This window comes from Hyunsoonleella aestuarii, from assembly GCF_006148925.1.
Taxonomy (GTDB): Bacteria; Bacteroidota; Bacteroidia; order Flavobacteriales; family Flavobacteriaceae; genus Algibacter_D; species Algibacter_D aestuarii.
Genome location: NZ_VAWB01000001.1, coordinates 339301 through 356575 on the forward strand (window position 1 = coordinate 339301; position 17275 = coordinate 356575).

General features: G+C 34.5%; 15 protein-coding genes and 1 tRNA gene. 10 read left to right on the plus strand and 6 right to left on the minus strand.

From position 1 onward, the window contains the following. Positions 1–42: 42 nt before the first annotated feature. Positions 43–435 (minus strand): START-like domain-containing protein, encoded by a 393-nt coding sequence (locus FEF17_RS01720; RefSeq protein WP_139000634.1) that lies wholly within the window; start codon positions 433–435, stop codon positions 43–45. 132 nt (positions 436–567) lie between these two features. On the opposite strand from FEF17_RS01720, the gene FEF17_RS01725 reads away from it, so the two are divergent. Beyond that, positions 568–641, plus strand: a tRNA-Met gene (locus FEF17_RS01725). A 94-nt stretch (positions 642–735) separates the two neighbouring features. Here the strand turns inward: FEF17_RS01725 and FEF17_RS01730 are convergent. The 3 genes from FEF17_RS01730 to FEF17_RS01740 form a co-directional block, all read right to left on the minus strand. Further along, positions 736–1446 carry an ion transporter gene (locus FEF17_RS01730; protein WP_139000635.1) on the minus strand — a complete coding sequence of 237 codons (711 nt, stop codon included), beginning with the start codon at positions 1444–1446 and terminating at the stop codon, positions 736–738. A 35-nt stretch (positions 1447–1481) separates the two neighbouring features. After that, complete coding sequence (obgE, locus tag FEF17_RS01735; RefSeq protein WP_139000636.1) at positions 1482–2480, minus strand: GTPase ObgE; 999 nt, start codon at positions 2478–2480, stop codon at positions 1482–1484. Between the two features lie 68 nt (positions 2481–2548). Next, positions 2549–3658: an adenylate kinase gene (locus FEF17_RS01740; RefSeq protein ID WP_139000637.1), complete on the minus strand. Its 1110-nt coding sequence runs from the start codon at positions 3656–3658 to the stop codon at positions 2549–2551. Between the two features lie 139 nt (positions 3659–3797). Here FEF17_RS01740 and FEF17_RS01745 point away from each other — a divergent pair, with 139 nt between their 5' ends. The 5 genes from FEF17_RS01745 to FEF17_RS01765 all read left to right on the plus strand — a co-directional run bounded on the left by FEF17_RS01745 (position 3798) and on the right by FEF17_RS01765 (position 8481). Further along, on the plus strand, positions 3798–4952 hold the full coding sequence (locus tag FEF17_RS01745) for a 5-(carboxyamino)imidazole ribonucleotide synthase (protein ID WP_139000638.1): 1155 nt from the start codon (positions 3798–3800) through the stop codon (positions 4950–4952). 2 nt (positions 4953–4954) lie between these two features. Continuing rightward, a complete protein-coding gene (purE, locus tag FEF17_RS01750; RefSeq protein WP_139000639.1) occupies positions 4955–5434 on the plus strand; it encodes a 5-(carboxyamino)imidazole ribonucleotide mutase in 480 nt (159 codons plus the stop codon). 145 nt (positions 5435–5579) lie between these two features. Then, positions 5580–7622, plus strand: a complete 2043-nt coding sequence (locus FEF17_RS01755) for a M3 family metallopeptidase (protein ID WP_139000640.1) — start codon at positions 5580–5582, stop codon at positions 7620–7622. A gap of 41 nt (positions 7623–7663) precedes the next feature. Next, entirely contained in the window at positions 7664–8218 is a 555-nt protein-coding gene (locus FEF17_RS01760; RefSeq protein ID WP_139000641.1) for a sigma-70 family RNA polymerase sigma factor, read from the plus strand. 2 nt (positions 8219–8220) lie between these two features. Further along, on the plus strand, positions 8221–8481 hold the full coding sequence (locus FEF17_RS01765; RefSeq protein WP_139000642.1) for a hypothetical protein: 261 nt from the start codon (positions 8221–8223) through the stop codon (positions 8479–8481). On the opposite strand, the gene FEF17_RS01770 is transcribed toward FEF17_RS01765, so the two are convergent. Beyond that, the gene (locus tag FEF17_RS01770; protein ID WP_139000643.1) at positions 8474–9289 is read right to left on the minus strand and encodes a hypothetical protein; all 816 of its coding nucleotides are present in this window, start codon (positions 9287–9289) and stop codon (positions 8474–8476) included. The genes FEF17_RS01765 and FEF17_RS01770 overlap by 8 nt on opposite strands. A 120-nt stretch (positions 9290–9409) precedes the next feature. Between FEF17_RS01770 and gcvP the strand changes: the two genes are divergently transcribed. The 4 genes from gcvP (at position 9410) to FEF17_RS01790 (ending at position 14820) form a co-directional block, all read left to right on the plus strand. Then, a complete protein-coding gene (gene gcvP, locus FEF17_RS01775; protein WP_139000644.1) occupies positions 9410–12259 on the plus strand; it encodes an aminomethyl-transferring glycine dehydrogenase in 2850 nt (949 codons plus the stop codon). Positions 12260–12357: 98 nt separating this feature from the next. Next, positions 12358–13416, plus strand: coding sequence for a 3-oxoacyl-ACP synthase III family protein (locus tag FEF17_RS01780; protein WP_139000645.1), 1059 nt, complete (start codon positions 12358–12360; stop codon positions 13414–13416). Positions 13417–13418: 2 nt separating this feature from the next. Continuing rightward, positions 13419–13940 (plus strand): class I SAM-dependent methyltransferase, encoded by a 522-nt coding sequence (locus tag FEF17_RS01785; RefSeq protein ID WP_139000646.1) that lies wholly within the window; start codon positions 13419–13421, stop codon positions 13938–13940. Between the two features lie 25 nt (positions 13941–13965). After that, positions 13966–14820, plus strand: a complete 855-nt coding sequence (locus FEF17_RS01790; RefSeq protein ID WP_139000647.1) for a glycosyltransferase family 2 protein — start codon at positions 13966–13968, stop codon at positions 14818–14820. Between the two features lie 35 nt (positions 14821–14855). On the opposite strand, the gene FEF17_RS01795 is transcribed toward FEF17_RS01790, so the two are convergent. Continuing rightward, on the minus strand, positions 14856–17261 hold the full coding sequence (locus tag FEF17_RS01795) for a T9SS type A sorting domain-containing protein (protein ID WP_139000648.1): 2406 nt from the start codon (positions 17259–17261) through the stop codon (positions 14856–14858). Between the last annotated feature and the right edge of the window lie 14 nt (positions 17262–17275).

The window sequence follows — 17275 nt, forward strand, 5'->3', positions numbered from 1 at the left end:
CTGTTTTAGCGGGACAAATATAATTTAAAATGTATTATAAAATTAAACTGAACCTAATACCTGTTTTAAATCTGAAATTTGATTATCCCAAAGCATTTTAGCCTCATCAACTTCATCTTCTTCAGCAAAATCAGTGACCATTAGAGATACATCTTTAGTAATTTCATCAACTTGAATACGAATTTCAAAATAACATGACAGGTTTTCTTCTTCATCTTCTAGCCATCTAAATTTAACACGTTCACCACTTTTTTTACTTAATAACTTTGCTTGTTCTTCACTATCATCCCAAATAAAAGTAAATAATTCGCCCCTTGAATTTACATTATCTGAAAACCACTCAGATAAACCAGACGGTGTCGATATATACTGATACAACAACTGTGGTGAAGCATGAATAGGAAACTCTATTTCAAATTTAACTTTATCTTCCATAAGTAAACATTAAATATATGATGCTCAATATATACATTAATTGATAAGTTTTACAACTATTTTTAATAATATTTTACTAAACTAATATTTGTAGGCATTAATATTGTTTTTATATTTGCAGCCTCAATTTACGGCGAGGTAGCTCAGTTGGTTAGAGCGTCGGATTCATAACCCGGAGGTCGGGGGATCGTGCCCCCCTCTCGCTACTAAATAAAAAAACCCAAGATTAAATTTCATGGGTTTTTTTATTGGTTTAAACCTAGCTTACTTAATGAGCTAAACCAAAACAATACTAATTAATTATTCATCTTGTTTTTTATCAACTGACTTTGTCAATGCCGATGAGATTATTCCCGTTGGAATTGCCACAATACCTAAACCTATCATGAGAATAAAGAAAGTAAAAACTTTCCCTCCTACTGTTATAGGATAAACATCGCCATAACCAACTGTTGTTAGGGTAATTATAGCCCACCACAAACTATCAAATATGGAAGTGAAATGTTCTGGTTGTGCTTGATTTTCAAAATAATATATGCCAACCGCAGAAAAATAAATCAGTATCAAAGTTATGAATAAGAAAAGTAAGATTTCTTCCTTAGCTGATTTTATAGCACGCGTAAAATGATTCATGGCTCTGTTATAGCGCACTAACTTCAAAATTCTAAATAACCTTAAAAATCGGAGTGCTCTTAAAGATCTTAAATCAACTCCAAAAGAAAGATAAAATGGTAAAATAGCCAGTAAGTCTATAATCCCAAAAAAACTAAAAACAAATTTTGGCTTACTATCGGCTACATAAATTCTTAATATATATTCAATACTAAAAACAATAACACTAAACCACTCAATTACCTTCAGAACAATACGTGTTCTTGGTTTTAAGTTTGGAATGGTTTCAATTGAAAAAGTAATAACAGATAATAAAATTAATGCTTGAATAAAAAACCCGAAGCTACTACTAACTTTATTATCATTAATTTCTACAATACTCTTAATGCGCTCTTTCATAAGCAAATCAGGTTAAGAAGTACAAAAAATTAAATTTAATTATTCAAAATACGCCAAAGCATATCTTTTAATTCTTTCAGTCCTTGTTGCGCTACCGAAGATATAAATAAATACGGAATTGGTAATTCGTTATCTAACTCTGTCTGCAACTCACTTTTCAACTCTTCATCAAGCATATCACATTTAGAAATGGCAATTATTCGTTCTTTATCCAACATTTCTGGATTATAGCGTCTTAGTTCATCCAGCAAAATATCATATTGTTTCTTAATATTATCGGCATCCGCAGGAATTAAAAACAGTAATACCGAATTACGTTCAATATGACGAAGAAAATAATATCCTAAACCCTTACCTTCCGCAGCTCCTTCTATAATACCTGGAATATCTGCCATGACAAAGGTTTGAAATTCGCGATACTTTACAATTCCCAAATTAGGTTTTAGTGTTGTAAACTCGTAATCTGCAATTTTTGGTTTCGCAGATGTAATCACTGACAGCAATGTAGATTTCCCCGCATTAGGAAAACCAACCAACCCAACATCAGCTAACAATTTAAGCTCCATGGTAACATGCTTCTCTTCCATGGGCAAACCAGGTTGTGCATAACGCGGTGTTTGGTTTGTCGAACTTTTAAAATGCCAATTACCTAATCCTCCTTTACCGCCTTCAACTAAGATTTTCTCTTCACCATCTTCAGTAATTTCGAAAAGTATATTATTGGTTTCGGTGTCTCTTATAACAGTGCCTAATGGTACATCAACATAAACATCTGCTCCATCGGCTCCAGTACTTCTACTTTTGCTACCATGTTCACCATGACCTGCTCGAATATGCTTTTTAAACTTTAGATGAAGAAGTGTCCAAAGATTAGATTTACCGCGAACTATTATATGCCCTCCTCGACCGCCATCTCCTCCATCGGGACCGCCTTTTTCAATATATTTTTCACGATGTAAATGCGCCGAACCTTGCCCTCCTTTTCCAGAGCTAACAAACATCTTTACGTAGTCTACAAAATTCCCTTCAGTCATTTTTTATGTTTATTTGTTTTTGTGTTGTTTAGTTGAGAATAAGTGTTCTAAACAACTAAACGAATAAACTAAAGTTTGTCAATAACGCTGCTTAACCTAATCGTAATATCTTCAATACTCCCTACGCCATCGACACCATAATATTTGTCTTGAGCCGAATAATAGTCTTTAAGGATAGCCGTTTTATTGTAATATTCTTTAATTCTGTTTCTTATAATAGATTCGTCAGCATCATCCGCCCTTCCACTCGATTTACCTCTTTCTAACAGGCGCTCAACCAAAATTTCATCATCAACTTCAAGGGCAATCATAGCATTAATTTGAGAATCCTTACTATCCATTAAAGTATCAAGAGCATCTGCCTGAGCATTTGTTCTTGGAAATCCATCGAAAATAAACCCATTCGCATCGGCATTTTTTTCAACTTCAGCATTAAGCATGTCGATTGTTACTTGGTCTGGAACTAATTCACCTTTATCCATGTAAGATTTGGCTAACATCCCTAAAGCTGTTTCATTTTTTATGTTATATCTAAATACATCTCCGGTAGAAATATGAACTAAATTATATTTTTCTTTTAAAAAATTTGCCTGCGTTCCCTTTCCTGCTCCCGGAGGTCCAAATAGCACTAAGTTTGTCATGTGTTGCGTTTCTTTTATTTGATAAATTTCTGGCAAATCTCTTCCTAAATTATCATAGTCCAATCCATAGCCTACAATAAATTTATTCGGAATTTCTATACCAATGTAATGAAGTTTAAAATCTTTCTTATACGCATCTGGTTTATAAAATAAGGTCGCAATCTTTAAGGATTTCACCTTTTCGTTTTTAAAAATACGATGCACTTCAGCAAGTGTTTTTCCTGTATCTATTATATCTTCAAGAATAACAACCGTTCGACCCGTAAGATCCTGTGTTAATCCTATTAAACGTTGAATATCCTCGGAAGACTTCACACCTTCATAAGAAGCTAACTTAATAAATGTTACTTCACAAGGTTTTGGATATTTTTTCACAAAATCACTTACCACCATAAAAGACCCATTCAAAATCCCTATAAAAACCGGAATTTCATCTCCTAAGTCATTGGAAATTTGGGCTACCAATTTATCAATAGCTTTTTCTATTTCTTCGGCAGAAATAAATGGTTTAAAAATTTTATCGTGAAGCTTAATCACTTACTTAAAGTTTTGAAAGATGCAAAGATAATCAATAGATTAAGGAATACCGATTTTTTGATTTAGGATTTCTAAAGTAATATGATATTAAAATGTATTTTTGCAAAAAGATTAATTGATTTAAGTTAAACAGGTCTTCATGAACTATTTTTCATCTAATTTTAAGCTTGGAATTCTGGGTGGTGGGCAATTAGGCAAAATGTTACTATACAACACCCGAAAATTTGATATTCACACATCGGTTTTAGAGCCTAGTGCAGATGCGCCATGTAAAATTGCTTGCAACGAATTTCATATAGGTGATTTAATGGATTATGAAACAGTTGTTAACTTTGGAAAAGATGTTGATGTCTTAACTTTTGAAATTGAAAATGTAAATGTTGATGCCCTAGAAACATTAGAAAAAAGAGGGATAAAAGTATTTCCTTCTTCGAGAAATTTACGAGTCATTCAAAATAAAGCAACGCAGAAACTTTTTTATAGGGATCATGAAATCCCTACATCAGCATTTTCTCGTTTTGCCTATCTATCTGAAATTGAAGACGCCATTGAAAATGGTGGGTTAGAATTTCCATTTGTATGGAAAGCTGCTCAATTTGGTTATGATGGTAATGGCGTTAAAGTTGTAAAACATCTTTCGGATTTAGAAGGTTTACCGAATGGAGAATGTATTGCGGAAGAGTTAGTTAATTTTAAAAATGAATTGGCAGTTATTGTGGCTAGAAATGAAGTTGGAGAAGTAAAAACATATCCAGTAGTTGAAATGGAATTTCACGCTGAAGCAAATCAAGTTGAATATGTTATTTGCCCTGCAAGAATAGATGATGAAATTGCAGAAAAAGCCCAAAATGTTGCTTTAAAAGTTTCTAAAGCATTTAATCATGTTGGATTATTAGCAGTTGAAATGTTTCAAACACATGATGGAGACGTTTTAGTTAATGAAGTGGCCCCGAGACCGCATAACTCTGGTCACCAAACTATTGAAGCAAGTTACACCTCCCAGTTTGAACAGCATCTAAGAGCTATATTGAATTTACCGTTGGGGCGTACAGATAGCAAAGTGGGTGGTATTATGGTTAATTTGGTTGGCGCCGAAGGGCATCATGGAAATGTTGTCTATCAAAACATAGAGACAATAATGAATATGGATGGTGTAACCCCTCATATTTATGGTAAAAAAAACACAAGACCTTTTAGAAAAATGGGTCATGTTACTATTGTAAATGAAGATTTAAATAAAGCGCGTCGTATTGCGGCAGAAGTTAAGAAAGCTATTAAAGTAATAAGTGAATAATTATGAGTAAAGTTGGCGTTATTATGGGAAGTAAAAGTGATCTTCCCATTATGCAAGATGCAATAGACATCTTAAAAGGATTTGATATAGAAGTAGAAGTTGATATTGTTTCTGCACACCGCACACCTGAAAAACTATTTGATTATGGCAAAAATGCACATACAAGAGGTTTTTCTGTTATAATTGCTGGTGCTGGAGGAGCAGCCCACCTACCTGGAATGATTGCTTCCTTATCACCGCTGCCAGTAATTGGCGTTCCAGTAAAAAGCAGCAATTCTATTGATGGATGGGATTCTATACTATCTATTTTACAAATGCCTGGTGGGGTCCCCGTAGCAACTGTAGCCCTTAATGGTGCAAAAAATGCAGGAATTCTTGGTGCTCAAATAATTGGATCAAGTGATAAATGTGTGCTTGATAAAGTTATTGCTTACAAAGAAGGCTTAAAAATAAAAGTTATCGAGTCCGCAAAGGATCTTTAAATAAAAAATCCTCGAATAAATTCGAGGATTCTTAGCTATTAACAATAATTCCTGAGTTAGTCACTCCTATAATTATCGCGGCAAATATAATAAAATTATGCTATGCGCGCATAATACAATTAAAATTTAACATATCCTCTTACTAATGACAAAAAATCCATTATTAGAACCATTCAACACGGCATATAATACAGCTCCTTTTTCTAAAATTAATGATGAGCATTTTCTACCTGCATTTAAAAACGCTATTGCAAAAGCAAAGGCTGAAATTGATGATATAGTGAATAGTCCAGAAGCAGCAACATTTCAAAACACAATTGAAGCACTTGATTTTTCTGGAGAACAATTAGATAGGATCTCAAGTATTTTCTTTAACTTAAATTCTGCCGAAACGAATGAAACCATTCAAAAAATAGCACAAGAAGTATCACCTCTACTTTCAGAATTTAGTAACGACATTACGTTGAATGAAGATTTGTTTAAACGTGTTAAAGCCGTTTATAATTCGAAAGATGAACTAAATCTAACAACCGAACAACAAACATTATTAGATAAGAAATACAAAAGTTTTTCTCGCAATGGTGCTAATTTAATTCAAGATAAAAAAGAAAAACTAAGAGAAATTGATAAAATTTTGAGTCAACTAAAACTAAAATTTGGCGAGAATGTTTTAGCTGAAACTAATAAGTTTGAAATGCTCATTACAAAGGAATCTGATTTATCTGGGCTACCTGATGGCGCCAAAGAAGCTGCATTGCAACTTGCAGAATCCAAAAAGAAAGAAGGCTGGTTATTTACTTTAGACTACCCAAGTTATATTCCTTTTGTAACCTATGCTGATAATCGTGAATTACGAAAAAATATTACCCTTGCAGCCGGAAGCAAATCATTTAAAGGAGACGATTTAGACAACCAAAATATTGTACTTGAAATAGTAAAACTTAGACACGAACGAGCAACCCTTTTAGGCTACAAAACCCATGCTCATTTTGTTTTAGAAGAGCGTATGGCAGAGACCCCAAAAAATGTTCTCAATTTTTCAAACGAATTATTACTTAAAGCAAAACCTGCCGCAGAGCGTGAATTTAAAAACTTAGGAAACTTCGCTAAAACACTAGATAATATTGAAAGATTAGAAAAATGGGATGGCTCTTATTATTCAGAAAAATTAAAACAGAAATTATTTAGTTTAGACGATGAGCTTCTAAAGCCTTATTTCAAGCTTGAAAATGTTATTAACGGCGCTTTTACAATAGCCAATAAGTTATTCGATTTAAACTTTCAAGAAATTGATACTATTGATAAATATCATGAGGATGTCTTAACATATAAAGTTACGAATCCAAAAGGCGAATTGATTTCTATTTTTTATGCCGATTTCTTTCCGAGGTCTGGAAAACGTAATGGCGCATGGATGACCTCTTTTAAACCACAATACATCAAGAATGGAGAGAATAGCAGACCTCATGTTTCCATTGTATGTAATTTCACAAAACCTACAAAAACAAAACCTTCTTTATTAACGTTTAATGAGGTAACCACACTCTTTCATGAATTTGGGCATGCACTGCACGGCATGTTAGCAAATACGACCTACCCTAGTTTATCTGGGACAAGTGTCTATTGGGATTTTGTAGAATTACCAAGTCAAGTTATGGAAAATTGGTGCTACGAAAAAGAAGCTTTAGAGCTCTTTGCTAAACATTATGAAACTGGAGAAGTTATACCAATGGACTTGATTGATAAAATTAAGGCTTCTGCAACCTTTCATGAAGGCATGCAAACTTTAAGACAACTAAGTTTTGGTTTATTAGATATGAGCTGGCATGCTGGCGAGTCTCCAGAGGTAATAAAAAGTGTAAAAGCTTTTGAATCTGATGTTTTCAAAAACACCTCGCTTTACCCTGAAATCAAAGAAACTTGCATGAGTACAGCATTCTCACATATTTTCCAAGGCGGGTATTCCTCTGGATATTACAGCTACAAATGGGCCGAAGTTTTAGATGCCGATGCCTTTGAATATTTTAAAGAAAATGGTGTTTTCAACAAGACTATAGCCAATAAATTTAAAGAGTGTGTTTTAAGCCAAGGTGGTACCGATAATCCTATGACTCTTTATAAACGTTTTAGAGGGCAAAAACCAAGACCAGAGGCATTATTAAAACGTGCGGGTTTAATTGAAGTATAGAAAATTTACTTATTTTTGAAATTCAAAAAAAGAGCTAACCAATGCCCGAACATAAAATTAATCCTAATAAGTGGATCGATTTATATTCTGATTATCTTTTCAATTACACCATCACACGTGTAAGTGATAGAGAAATTGCTCAAGATTTAGTCCAAGATACTTTTTTAGCTGGATTAAAATCTATGAAAAATTTCAAGGGCGAGGCAAGCGAGCGTACTTGGTTAATTTCTATCCTAAAGCGCAAAATCATAGATTATTATCGCAAGATTAATTCCACTAAAGGAAAAGCAGAAGTTAGGATAAATTACAGTACCGACTCAGAATCTGAAGGGGATTGGCTTGAAGAACGCGTTGCAGATCCATTTGATAAAACAGCTGAAGACACATTACAAAATAGTGAATTAGGAGATGCAATTCATAATTGTTTAGGTAAACTTCCGCAAAAACAAGCAGACGTTTTTAAAATGAAAACAATTTTAGGTTACGAAACCGAAGTTATTTGTAATGAACTAAATATTACAGCGTCTAACCTTTGGGTAATTATTCATAGAGCAAGAACTGCAATGGCTGATTGCCTAAAAGAAAATTGGTTTTAGTTATGAGTAAGTTTAAAATTACTATTCCTTGTGATGAAGCAAATCATGTTTGTGATAAAACACAATATAATAATGCCACCTTGTGGGAAAAAATAAAACTTAACATACATTTAATCTACTGCAGAGCTTGTAGAAAATACACCGCTAATAACTCGAAGCTTACAAAAGCAATAAAAAAATCTGATGTTGAGTGTTTGGACAAAACATCTAAAGACTTAATGAAAAGAGATTTCGAAAAAGCTCTGAAAGAAGTTGCTAATTAAATATTAAAATTAGCATTAACCATAATATGGGTATTCCTTCGACCCAAAAAGAACTATAATATTTATTTTGTTCCACTTTACTGAATTGCACTAATAAGCCAGTTATTAAGGCTACAATAAACATTACAAGAATGTGATTTTCGGCGGTTGAATCTTTAAAAAACTCCAAGAAAAACAAGCTCATTAGAATCAACAAACCAAGAAGCTTTGTTTTTTTTAAACCAAGCTTTTGAGGAATTGTAGACAATTCATTAGAATCAAACTTCAAATCTCTAATTTCAAATGGCAACATCAGTGCAATAACCAATAAAAAGCGTTGAATCCCAAGTATTATAACATCCAAATTAATCTTATAGTCTAAAGTAATCAAAGGAAGAAACACTGTAACACTAACCCAGACTAAAGCAATGATATAAACTTTTAAGCCGCCAATCGTTCTTAAAGTTTGCGATTTTGAAAAAAACGGAATCGCATAAAAAAAAGTTAGTAACATTAATAATACAATGAAAGTAAGTGCTTTTAAAGTTAATTGTGCTGCATAAAAGCACATGAGAATGAAACAAACAAAAGATAATATTTGAATAAATTTTAACCAATTGGCTAATTGTCTATGATGAAACTTCGCAATTGCAAAATACTTAACAAAATTATAGCCAGTTATCGAAGCATAAAACACAAAATAAAGTACAGATTCTGTATAACTTAAATCGAATGAAAGTAAGGTAATCCATGCTAATGAAAATACCGATAAAGCCACGTGAATACTACTATTAATGTAAAAATTAAAAAGCTTCCTTAAAAAACGCATAAAACAAAAGTAGTTAAAGTGTTGATAACGTTTGCGAATAGTTAAAAACTTTCCATTTCGCTCAATAAAACACACTAAATATTGCGTATTTTTGCGAATTATATAAAAAATCGTTGCTAGATGAATACAAACGCCTTTGCATTGCGTCATATTGGTCCGAGAGAAGAAGACCAAAAACTTATGCTAAAAACCTTAGGTTTAGACTCTTTAGATCAGCTTATTTATGAAACCATACCAAACGATATCCGTTTAAAAAATGGATTGAACTTGGATGACCCAATGACCGAGCACGAGTATTTATTGCATATTCATGATTTATCGAAGAAGAACAAAGCGCGTAAAACGTATATCGGCTTGGGTTACCATCCAACTATTATGCCTGCTGTAATTCAAAGAAATATTCTAGAAAACCCAGGATGGTACACAGCTTATACACCTTATCAAGCTGAAATTGCACAAGGAAGGCTGGAGGCCTTATTGAATTTCCAAACTATGGTAATCGACCTAACAGGAATGGAGATTGCTAATGCTTCTCTGTTAGATGAAAGTACTGCTGCAGCAGAGGCTATGAGTTTACTTTTCGCAGTAAGAGAGCGTGATCAGAAAAAAGCAGGCATCAACAAGTTTTTTGTATCTGAAAATATTTTACCACAAACATTATCATTGCTTCAAACTCGAGCAACTCCAATAGGTATCGAGCTTGTTATTGGTAAAGAAGAAGCTTTTGCTTATTCTGAAGATTTCTTTGGAGCTATTCTACAATACCCTGGAAAAGACGGTCAAATTACAGACATAAAATCTTTCATTTCCAAAGCAAATAACTCAAGAATTAAAGTAGCCGTTGCGGCTGATATTTTAAGTTTGGTAAAATTAGAAGCACCAGGGAAATTTGGAGCCGATGTTGTGGTTGGAACCACACAACGTTTTGGTATCCCGATGGGTTATGGTGGTCCTCATGCTGCGTACTTCGCTACCAAGGAAGCTTACAAACGAGATCTACCAGGTCGCATTATTGGTGTAACCAAAGATGCCAATAGTAATAGAGCTCTCCGTATGGCCTTACAAACCAGAGAGCAACACATAAAAAGAGATAAAGCCACTTCAAATATCTGTACAGCTCAAGTATTATTAGCTGTTATGGCTAGCATGTATGGTGTTTATCATGGGCCTCAAGGTTTAAAATTCATTGCTAATAAAGTTCATAGTAAAACCGCTAAACTTGCGGTTGTTCTAGAGAGTTTGGGATATAATCAAGTTAACACGTCTTACTTTGATACGCTTCAAATAAAAACGAATGCTAAAGCAATAAAGAAAGTTGCTACTGAAAAAAAAGTTAATCTGCACTACCCTAACAAAGACACGGTAACCTTATCAGTAAACGAAACAACCTCTATTAGAGACATCAATTATTTAATTTCAATTTTTGCAGAAGCAGCTGAAAAAGAAACTACTATAATTTCTTTGGTTGAAGAAGCCAATTATATTTCAGAACCTTTACAAAGGCAATCAGATTTTTTAACCGACCCAGTATTCAACACTTATCATTCCGAAACCGAGTTGATGCGTTATATAAAATCTTTAGAGCGTAAAGATTTAGCCTTAAATCATTCTATGATTTCTTTAGGGTCTTGTACGATGAAGTTGAATGCCGCTTCAGAAATGCTGCCTCTAAGCTGGTTCAAATGGGGAAACATTCATCCTTTTGCCCCACTTAAACAAGCCAAGGGTTACTTAACAGTTCTTAAAGAATTGGAAGATCAATTAACTGAAATCACTGGGTTTGCAGCTACGTCTTTGCAACCCAATTCTGGTGCTCAAGGAGAATTTGCTGGTCTAATGGTTATAAAAGCTTACCATGAATCCCGTGGCGACCATCATAGAAATATATGTTTAATTCCGTCTTCTGCTCATGGCACTAATCCTGCAAGTGCGGTAATGGCGGGCATGAAAGTTGTTGTTACAAAATCTACCGAAGAAGGAAATATTGACGTTGAAGATTTAAGAGAAAAAGCCGAATTACATAAAGGCAATCTTTCTGCCTTAATGGTAACTTACCCATCAACTCATGGTGTTTATGAGTCTGCTATTAAAGAAGTAACTCAAATTATTCATGATAACGGTGGACAGGTTTATATGGATGGCGCTAATATGAATGCCCAAGTAGGATTAACCAATCCAGGAAATATTGGCGCGGATGTTTGCCACCTTAACTTACATAAAACCTTTGCTATTCCTCATGGAGGTGGTGGTCCCGGTGTAGGCCCTATTTGTGTTGCCAAACAACTCGTTCCTTTTTTACCTGGTAATCCCTTAGTGAAAACAGGAGGAGACAATGCCATAACCGCTATTTCTGGAGCACCATTTGGTTCTGCTTTAGCATGCTTAATTTCCTATGGCTATATAAAGATGCTTGGCGCAAAAGGCTTAACAGAATCCACGAAAATAGCTATTTTAAATGCGAACTATATCAAACATCGCTTACAAGGAAGTTTTGACACCCTGTATTCAGGTGAGCGTGGCAGAGCAGCGCACGAAATGATTGTTGATTGTCGTCCTTTTAAAGCACATGGCATTGAAGTTACCGATATAGCAAAACGCCTTATCGACTATGGGTTCCATGCGCCTACCGTCTCATTTCCCGTTGCCGGAACCATGATGATTGAACCCACCGAAAGCGAAAGTAAGGCTGAAATGGATCGTTTTTGTGATGCTATGATTTCAATTAAAAACGAAATTGATAATGTTTCTAAAGACAATGATAATAATGTTTTAAAGAATGCGCCACATACATTGAACATGATAACGGCAAATGAGTGGCAATTCACGTATACACGTGAAGAGGCTGCGTTTCCATTAGACTATGTAAGAAACAATAAGTTTTGGCCAAGCGTAAGGCGAGTTGATGATGCCTATGGAGACCGAAATTTAATTTGTTCATGTACACCTATTGAGGCTTATGCTGAAGCATAAATTGCTCTTTGAACATCGTAAATTAAAACCAACTCACTTTAACATTTAATTAAAAGCATTTATATTGGTTTTATATTAATTAATGGCAATTACAATCTATGAATATTAAGATAACAGGTACAGGTAGTTACATTCCTGCCATTGTTGAGAAAAATGAAAACTTTTACAATCACGAATTTCTAAACAGTGATGGTTCCAGTATAAACGCACCAAACGAAGTCATTGTAAAAAAGTTTAAAGCCATCACTGGAATAGATGAAAGGCGCTATACTAAGAACCATTTAAACACCTCGGATATAGCTTCTTTTGCGGCTGAAAAAGCCATTGAAAAAGCAAAAGTAGATCGTGAAGAGCTCGATTATATAATTGTCGCGCATAATTATGGAGATGTTAGACATGGTAGTAACCAAAGCGATACCGTACCGAGTATCGCCTCAAGAGTAAAACACCTTTTACGCATTAAAAACCCAAAATGTGTTGGTTACGATTTATTATTTGGATGCCCTGGTTGGGTTGAAGGTGTTATTCAAGCCAATGCTTTTATAAAAGCTGGTTTAGCAAAAAAATGTTTGGTTATAGGTGCGGAAACATTATCACGCGTAATAGACCCACATGATCGTGATTCTATGATATATAGCGATGGTGCTGGAGCCGTAATCATAGAAGCAACCAACGATGAGGGTGGTATTATAACTCATGACACTGCAACCTTTGCATTAGATGAGGCTCATTTTATTTATTTCGGTGAAACCAACAACCAAGAAATAACAGACAATTGTCGTTACATAAAAATGTATGGACGCAAAATTTACGAATTCGCGCTTACCAATGTGCCTTTAGCAATGAAATCTTGCCTAGACGAAAGTGGTGTTGATATTTCTGAAGTAAAAAAAATATTAATTCATCAAGCGAATGAGAAAATGGATGAGGCCATCGTAAAACGTTTTTATGAGTTGTACAACCTAGAAATGCCAGAAGGCATTATGCCAATGACAATTGGTAAATTAGGAAACTCTAGCGTAGCAACGGTACCAACATTATACGACATGATTTTGAATGATTCTTTAGAGAATCAAGAAATAAAAAAAGGAGATGTTATCATTTTCGCTAGCGTTGGTGCTGGAATGAACATTAATGCTATTGTATACAAACAATAACCATGTACGAGCAAAGCTACCCCAATAAACGCTTTAAGCATACCATTAAATTTTTAGAAAAACACGTCACAAAAGACCATTCCATTTTAGATTTAGGAGTTGAAAATCCGTTTACGACAATAATGCAAGATCATGGTTATAGGGTCGAAAATACTGCTGGTGAAGATTTGGATTTAGATACTTCTAAAATAGAAAGGTCAACTGCTGATGCAGTAACAGCCTTTGAAATCTTTGAACACTTACTGTCACCATTTACTGTTTTAAAATCCATAAGAACAAATAAACTTGTGGCAAGTGTGCCTCTTAAGCTCTGGTTTTCTTCGGCCTATAGAAGTAAAACCGATATGCTAGATAGGCATTATCATGAGTTCGAAGATTGGCAATTCGATTGGCTATTGCAGAAGTCTGGTTGGAAAATTATTGATCGGAAGAAATGGACCAACCCAACAAAAAAGTTTGGTGTTCGCCCCATTTTAAGATGGTTTACACCAAGATATTATATTGTTTACGCCGAAAGGGTTTAACTTTACGTTTTAAATCTAATATCTATTGGACTTTTATATTATCATTCCTGCTCATAACGAAGAAAGTTCCATAGGACGAACTTTAGATTCATTAGTAAATCAAACGCTATTACCAAAAAAGTTAGTTGTAGTTAATGATAATTCAACCGATAATACTCAAGATATTGTTGAAGCTTTTTCGTCAAGACATTCTTGGATTTCCTTACTAAATGTAACCTCTTCAAATCAACATTTACCAGGATCAAAAATTATAAATGCTTTCTACAAAGGTTATAATGAACTGGATAATTACTACGATATAATTTGTAAATATGACGCCGATTTAATCTTTCCTAAAAATTATTTGGAACATATATCTATTCATTTCAATAAGAACCAAAAACTAGGTATGGTCGCCGGTTTTTGTTTAATTGAAAAAAACGGAAATTGGATTTTAGAAAACCTTACAAGAAAAGACCACATTCGCGGGGCTTTGAAAGCATATAGAAAACAATGCTTTTATGATATTGGTAAACTGAAACCATCTATGGGATGGGACACCGTTGATGAATTACTGGCAAAGTATCATGGTTGGGAACTTTTAACCGATGAAAAGCTCCATGTTAAACATTTAAAACCCACTGGTCAGAGCTACAACAAAGCTTCTAAATACTTACAAGGAGAAGCAATGTACAAAATGCGTTATGGTTTCGTAATAACCCTTCTTTCAGCATTGAAACTAGCTTTTAAAAAAGGTAGGTTTATTCTTTTTAAAGATTATATGGCTGGATATTTTAAGGCCAAAAAAGAAAAAATGGAATTTCTTGTAACTGATGCCGAAGGTCTATATATACGGAATTTAAGATGGAAAGGTATATTAAACAAAAAGGGTTCTAAATAAAATTTAGAACCCTTTTTAAAAATTTTAATAGCAATTTACTCAATAACTAATCGCTTTATAGAACTTTCACCTGTTACTTTATCAGTTACTCTAATAAAGTAAAGGCCTTGTTCATAATTCTCTACATTTAGCTTTGCTCTTTTAATTCTAGTACTATAATCTTTGCTGCTCAATTGAAGGCTTCTCAAATTAAATATTCTTATATTAACCTCGCTCCCATTAAATCCAGAATAGTCAACATTAACAGAGCTCTTTGCTGGATTTGGAAATACCGAAACTTTTGAGCTACTAGGAGCTGTTCTATTAACTGTTATTGGATTTGAAAGGCTAAAACAGCCTTCTAAACCAGAGACTAAATGATCTCCTTCCTCAGGTGGGACAGTTCCTATTAATCCGTCCTCATAACTTAAGTGCCATATTTTACATACGCCTACCCCAGCAGCATTAAAATCAACATCGGCATAGTTTGCTGGTAAACCAAGAATTATTGTTCCATCTTCATTTGTTACAACCCATGCAGAATTTGTTCCGATGTTACCTTCTAATGTAATGGCATCAGCTGGAATTTTATCCTCGGTATCATCAACCGTAAAGTTAAAAGTATTATCTGTCCCTCCAGTTAGTGTACCTCCATTAACACCATTTCTTGTAACTGTAATTGGATTAGACAAATCATAACAACCCATTAAATCTCCTGCATTTGTAACACCTTCTAAGCTTACATTTTCAGCATAGCTTAAATGCCATATTAAACAAACACCATCACCAGCTCCTTCCAAATCAAAGCTATTATCATTAGATACATCTAATATATTGGCATCTGCATCAGTAATTACCCAAAGCATATTTACACCTTGCCCTCCACTTTCACCTGTTAAGGTTATCTCAAATAGGTCTGAATTTCCATCACCAGCACATATCTCTATTGCAGTAGAACCATCTGCTAAAGCTATATCGCCGCCTTCAGGTTGTTGTATTCTAGTTACAGTAATAGGATTAGATAAATCATAGCATCCCATTAAATCTCCAGCATTTGTAACGCCATCTAAACTTACATTTTCAGCATAGCTTAGATGCCAAATTAAGCAAACACCTTCTGGAGCTCCTTCTAAGTCAAAAGTATTAGTATCAGATGTATCTAATATATTTGCATCTGCATCGGTAATTACCCAAAGCATTTGCACATCTTGTCCTCCGCTAGCTCCTGTTAGGGTAACATCAAAGGCGTCTGAAATACCATCACCAGCGCATATCTCTATTGCAGTAGATCCATCAGATAAAGCTATGTCGCCTCCTTCTGGCTGTTGAATTCTGTTAACAGTAATTGGGTTTGATAAGTCGTAACAGCCCATTAACTGACCTGCATTTGTTACGCCTTCTAGACTTACGTTTTCAGCGTAGCTTAAATTCCAAATTAAACAAATACCTTCACCAGCACCTTCTAAATCAAAGCTATTATCATTAGAAACAGCAAGTATATTGGCATCTGCATCGGTAATAACCCATAGCATCTGTACGCCTTGTCCGCCACTTGCTCCGGTTAAAGTAACTTCAAACAAATCTGAAACACCGTCACCAGCACAAATTTCTATCTCCGTAGAGCCATCCGCTAAGGCAATATCGCCGCCTTCCGGTTGTTGTATTCTATTAACGCTAATTGGATTTGATAATTCGAAACAACCCATTAAGTCATTGGCATTTGTAACGCCATCAAAACTTACATTATCTTCATACCCAAGATGCCAAACTAAGCAAACACCTTCTGGAGCTTCATCAAAATTAACATCATAAGGCGTTGGAGGAAGTCCTAAAATATTACCATCGGAATCTGTAACTACCCACGCTTCATTAGTACTACTATTTCCAGAAAGTGTAATAGCGCCCTCTGGTATGTAATCGGGTTCACCATCGTTTACACAAAATTCAAAAGGTCCTCCTTCTAATACTCCTGGGGTAGGTTGCAGAAATCTTTCAACCATAATAGGTTCAGATAAATCAAACCTTCCAACAATATCATTCACGTTTTTGGTGAACTTACCTTGACCTGATGGGTCTACTAAGGGTTTAATTCCATTATAAGAAAGGTGGTAAATGTAACAAATACCAACACCTGCTCCATCAAAATTCACATCTGAAGGATTATCGGGTAAACCGAGAATATCGCCATCTTCGTTAGTAACAATCCATTGCTTTACTCGACCAGATGCATTTTCGAGAACTACTTGTACATAATCTGCTTCTCCATCCCCTACACAAACGCTAGTGTATTTTTCACCATCCATAAACGTAATTTCGCCACCATAAACTGTAGCATTTTCATTTGCATTAGGATTTTGTGCTAAAAGAGCATTTGAAGTTCCCATGAATAAAGCTATTATAAACGTAGCTTTTAAAATCTGTACTATTCGATTTGGGGAATCAATAAGTACTTTTCTTTTCATAACTATTTGATTTT

Coding starts and splice junctions, on each gene's coding strand:
- FEF17_RS01720 (WP_139000634.1), bottom strand. CDS start 435: ATGGAAGATAAAGTTAAATTTGAAATAGAGTTTCCTATTCATGCTTCA.
- FEF17_RS01730 (WP_139000635.1), bottom strand. CDS start 1,446: ATGAAAGAGCGCATTAAGAGTATTGTAGAAATTAATGATAATAAAGTT.
- obgE (WP_139000636.1), bottom strand. CDS start 2,480: ATGACTGAAGGGAATTTTGTAGACTACGTAAAGATGTTTGTTAGCTCT.
- FEF17_RS01745 (WP_139000638.1), top strand. CDS start 3,798: ATGAACTATTTTTCATCTAATTTTAAGCTTGGAATTCTGGGTGGTGGG.
- purE (WP_139000639.1), top strand. CDS start 4,955: ATGAGTAAAGTTGGCGTTATTATGGGAAGTAAAAGTGATCTTCCCATT.
- FEF17_RS01755 (WP_139000640.1), top strand. CDS start 5,580: ATGACAAAAAATCCATTATTAGAACCATTCAACACGGCATATAATACA.
- FEF17_RS01760 (WP_139000641.1), top strand. CDS start 7,664: ATGCCCGAACATAAAATTAATCCTAATAAGTGGATCGATTTATATTCT.
- FEF17_RS01765 (WP_139000642.1), top strand. CDS start 8,221: ATGAGTAAGTTTAAAATTACTATTCCTTGTGATGAAGCAAATCATGTT.
- FEF17_RS01770 (WP_139000643.1), bottom strand. CDS start 9,289: ATGCGTTTTTTAAGGAAGCTTTTTAATTTTTACATTAATAGTAGTATT.
- gcvP (WP_139000644.1), top strand. CDS start 9,410: ATGAATACAAACGCCTTTGCATTGCGTCATATTGGTCCGAGAGAAGAA.
- FEF17_RS01780 (WP_139000645.1), top strand. CDS start 12,358: ATGAATATTAAGATAACAGGTACAGGTAGTTACATTCCTGCCATTGTT.
- FEF17_RS01785 (WP_139000646.1), top strand. CDS start 13,419: ATGTACGAGCAAAGCTACCCCAATAAACGCTTTAAGCATACCATTAAA.
- FEF17_RS01795 (WP_139000648.1), bottom strand. CDS start 17,261: ATGAAAAGAAAAGTACTTATTGATTCCCCAAATCGAATAGTACAGATT.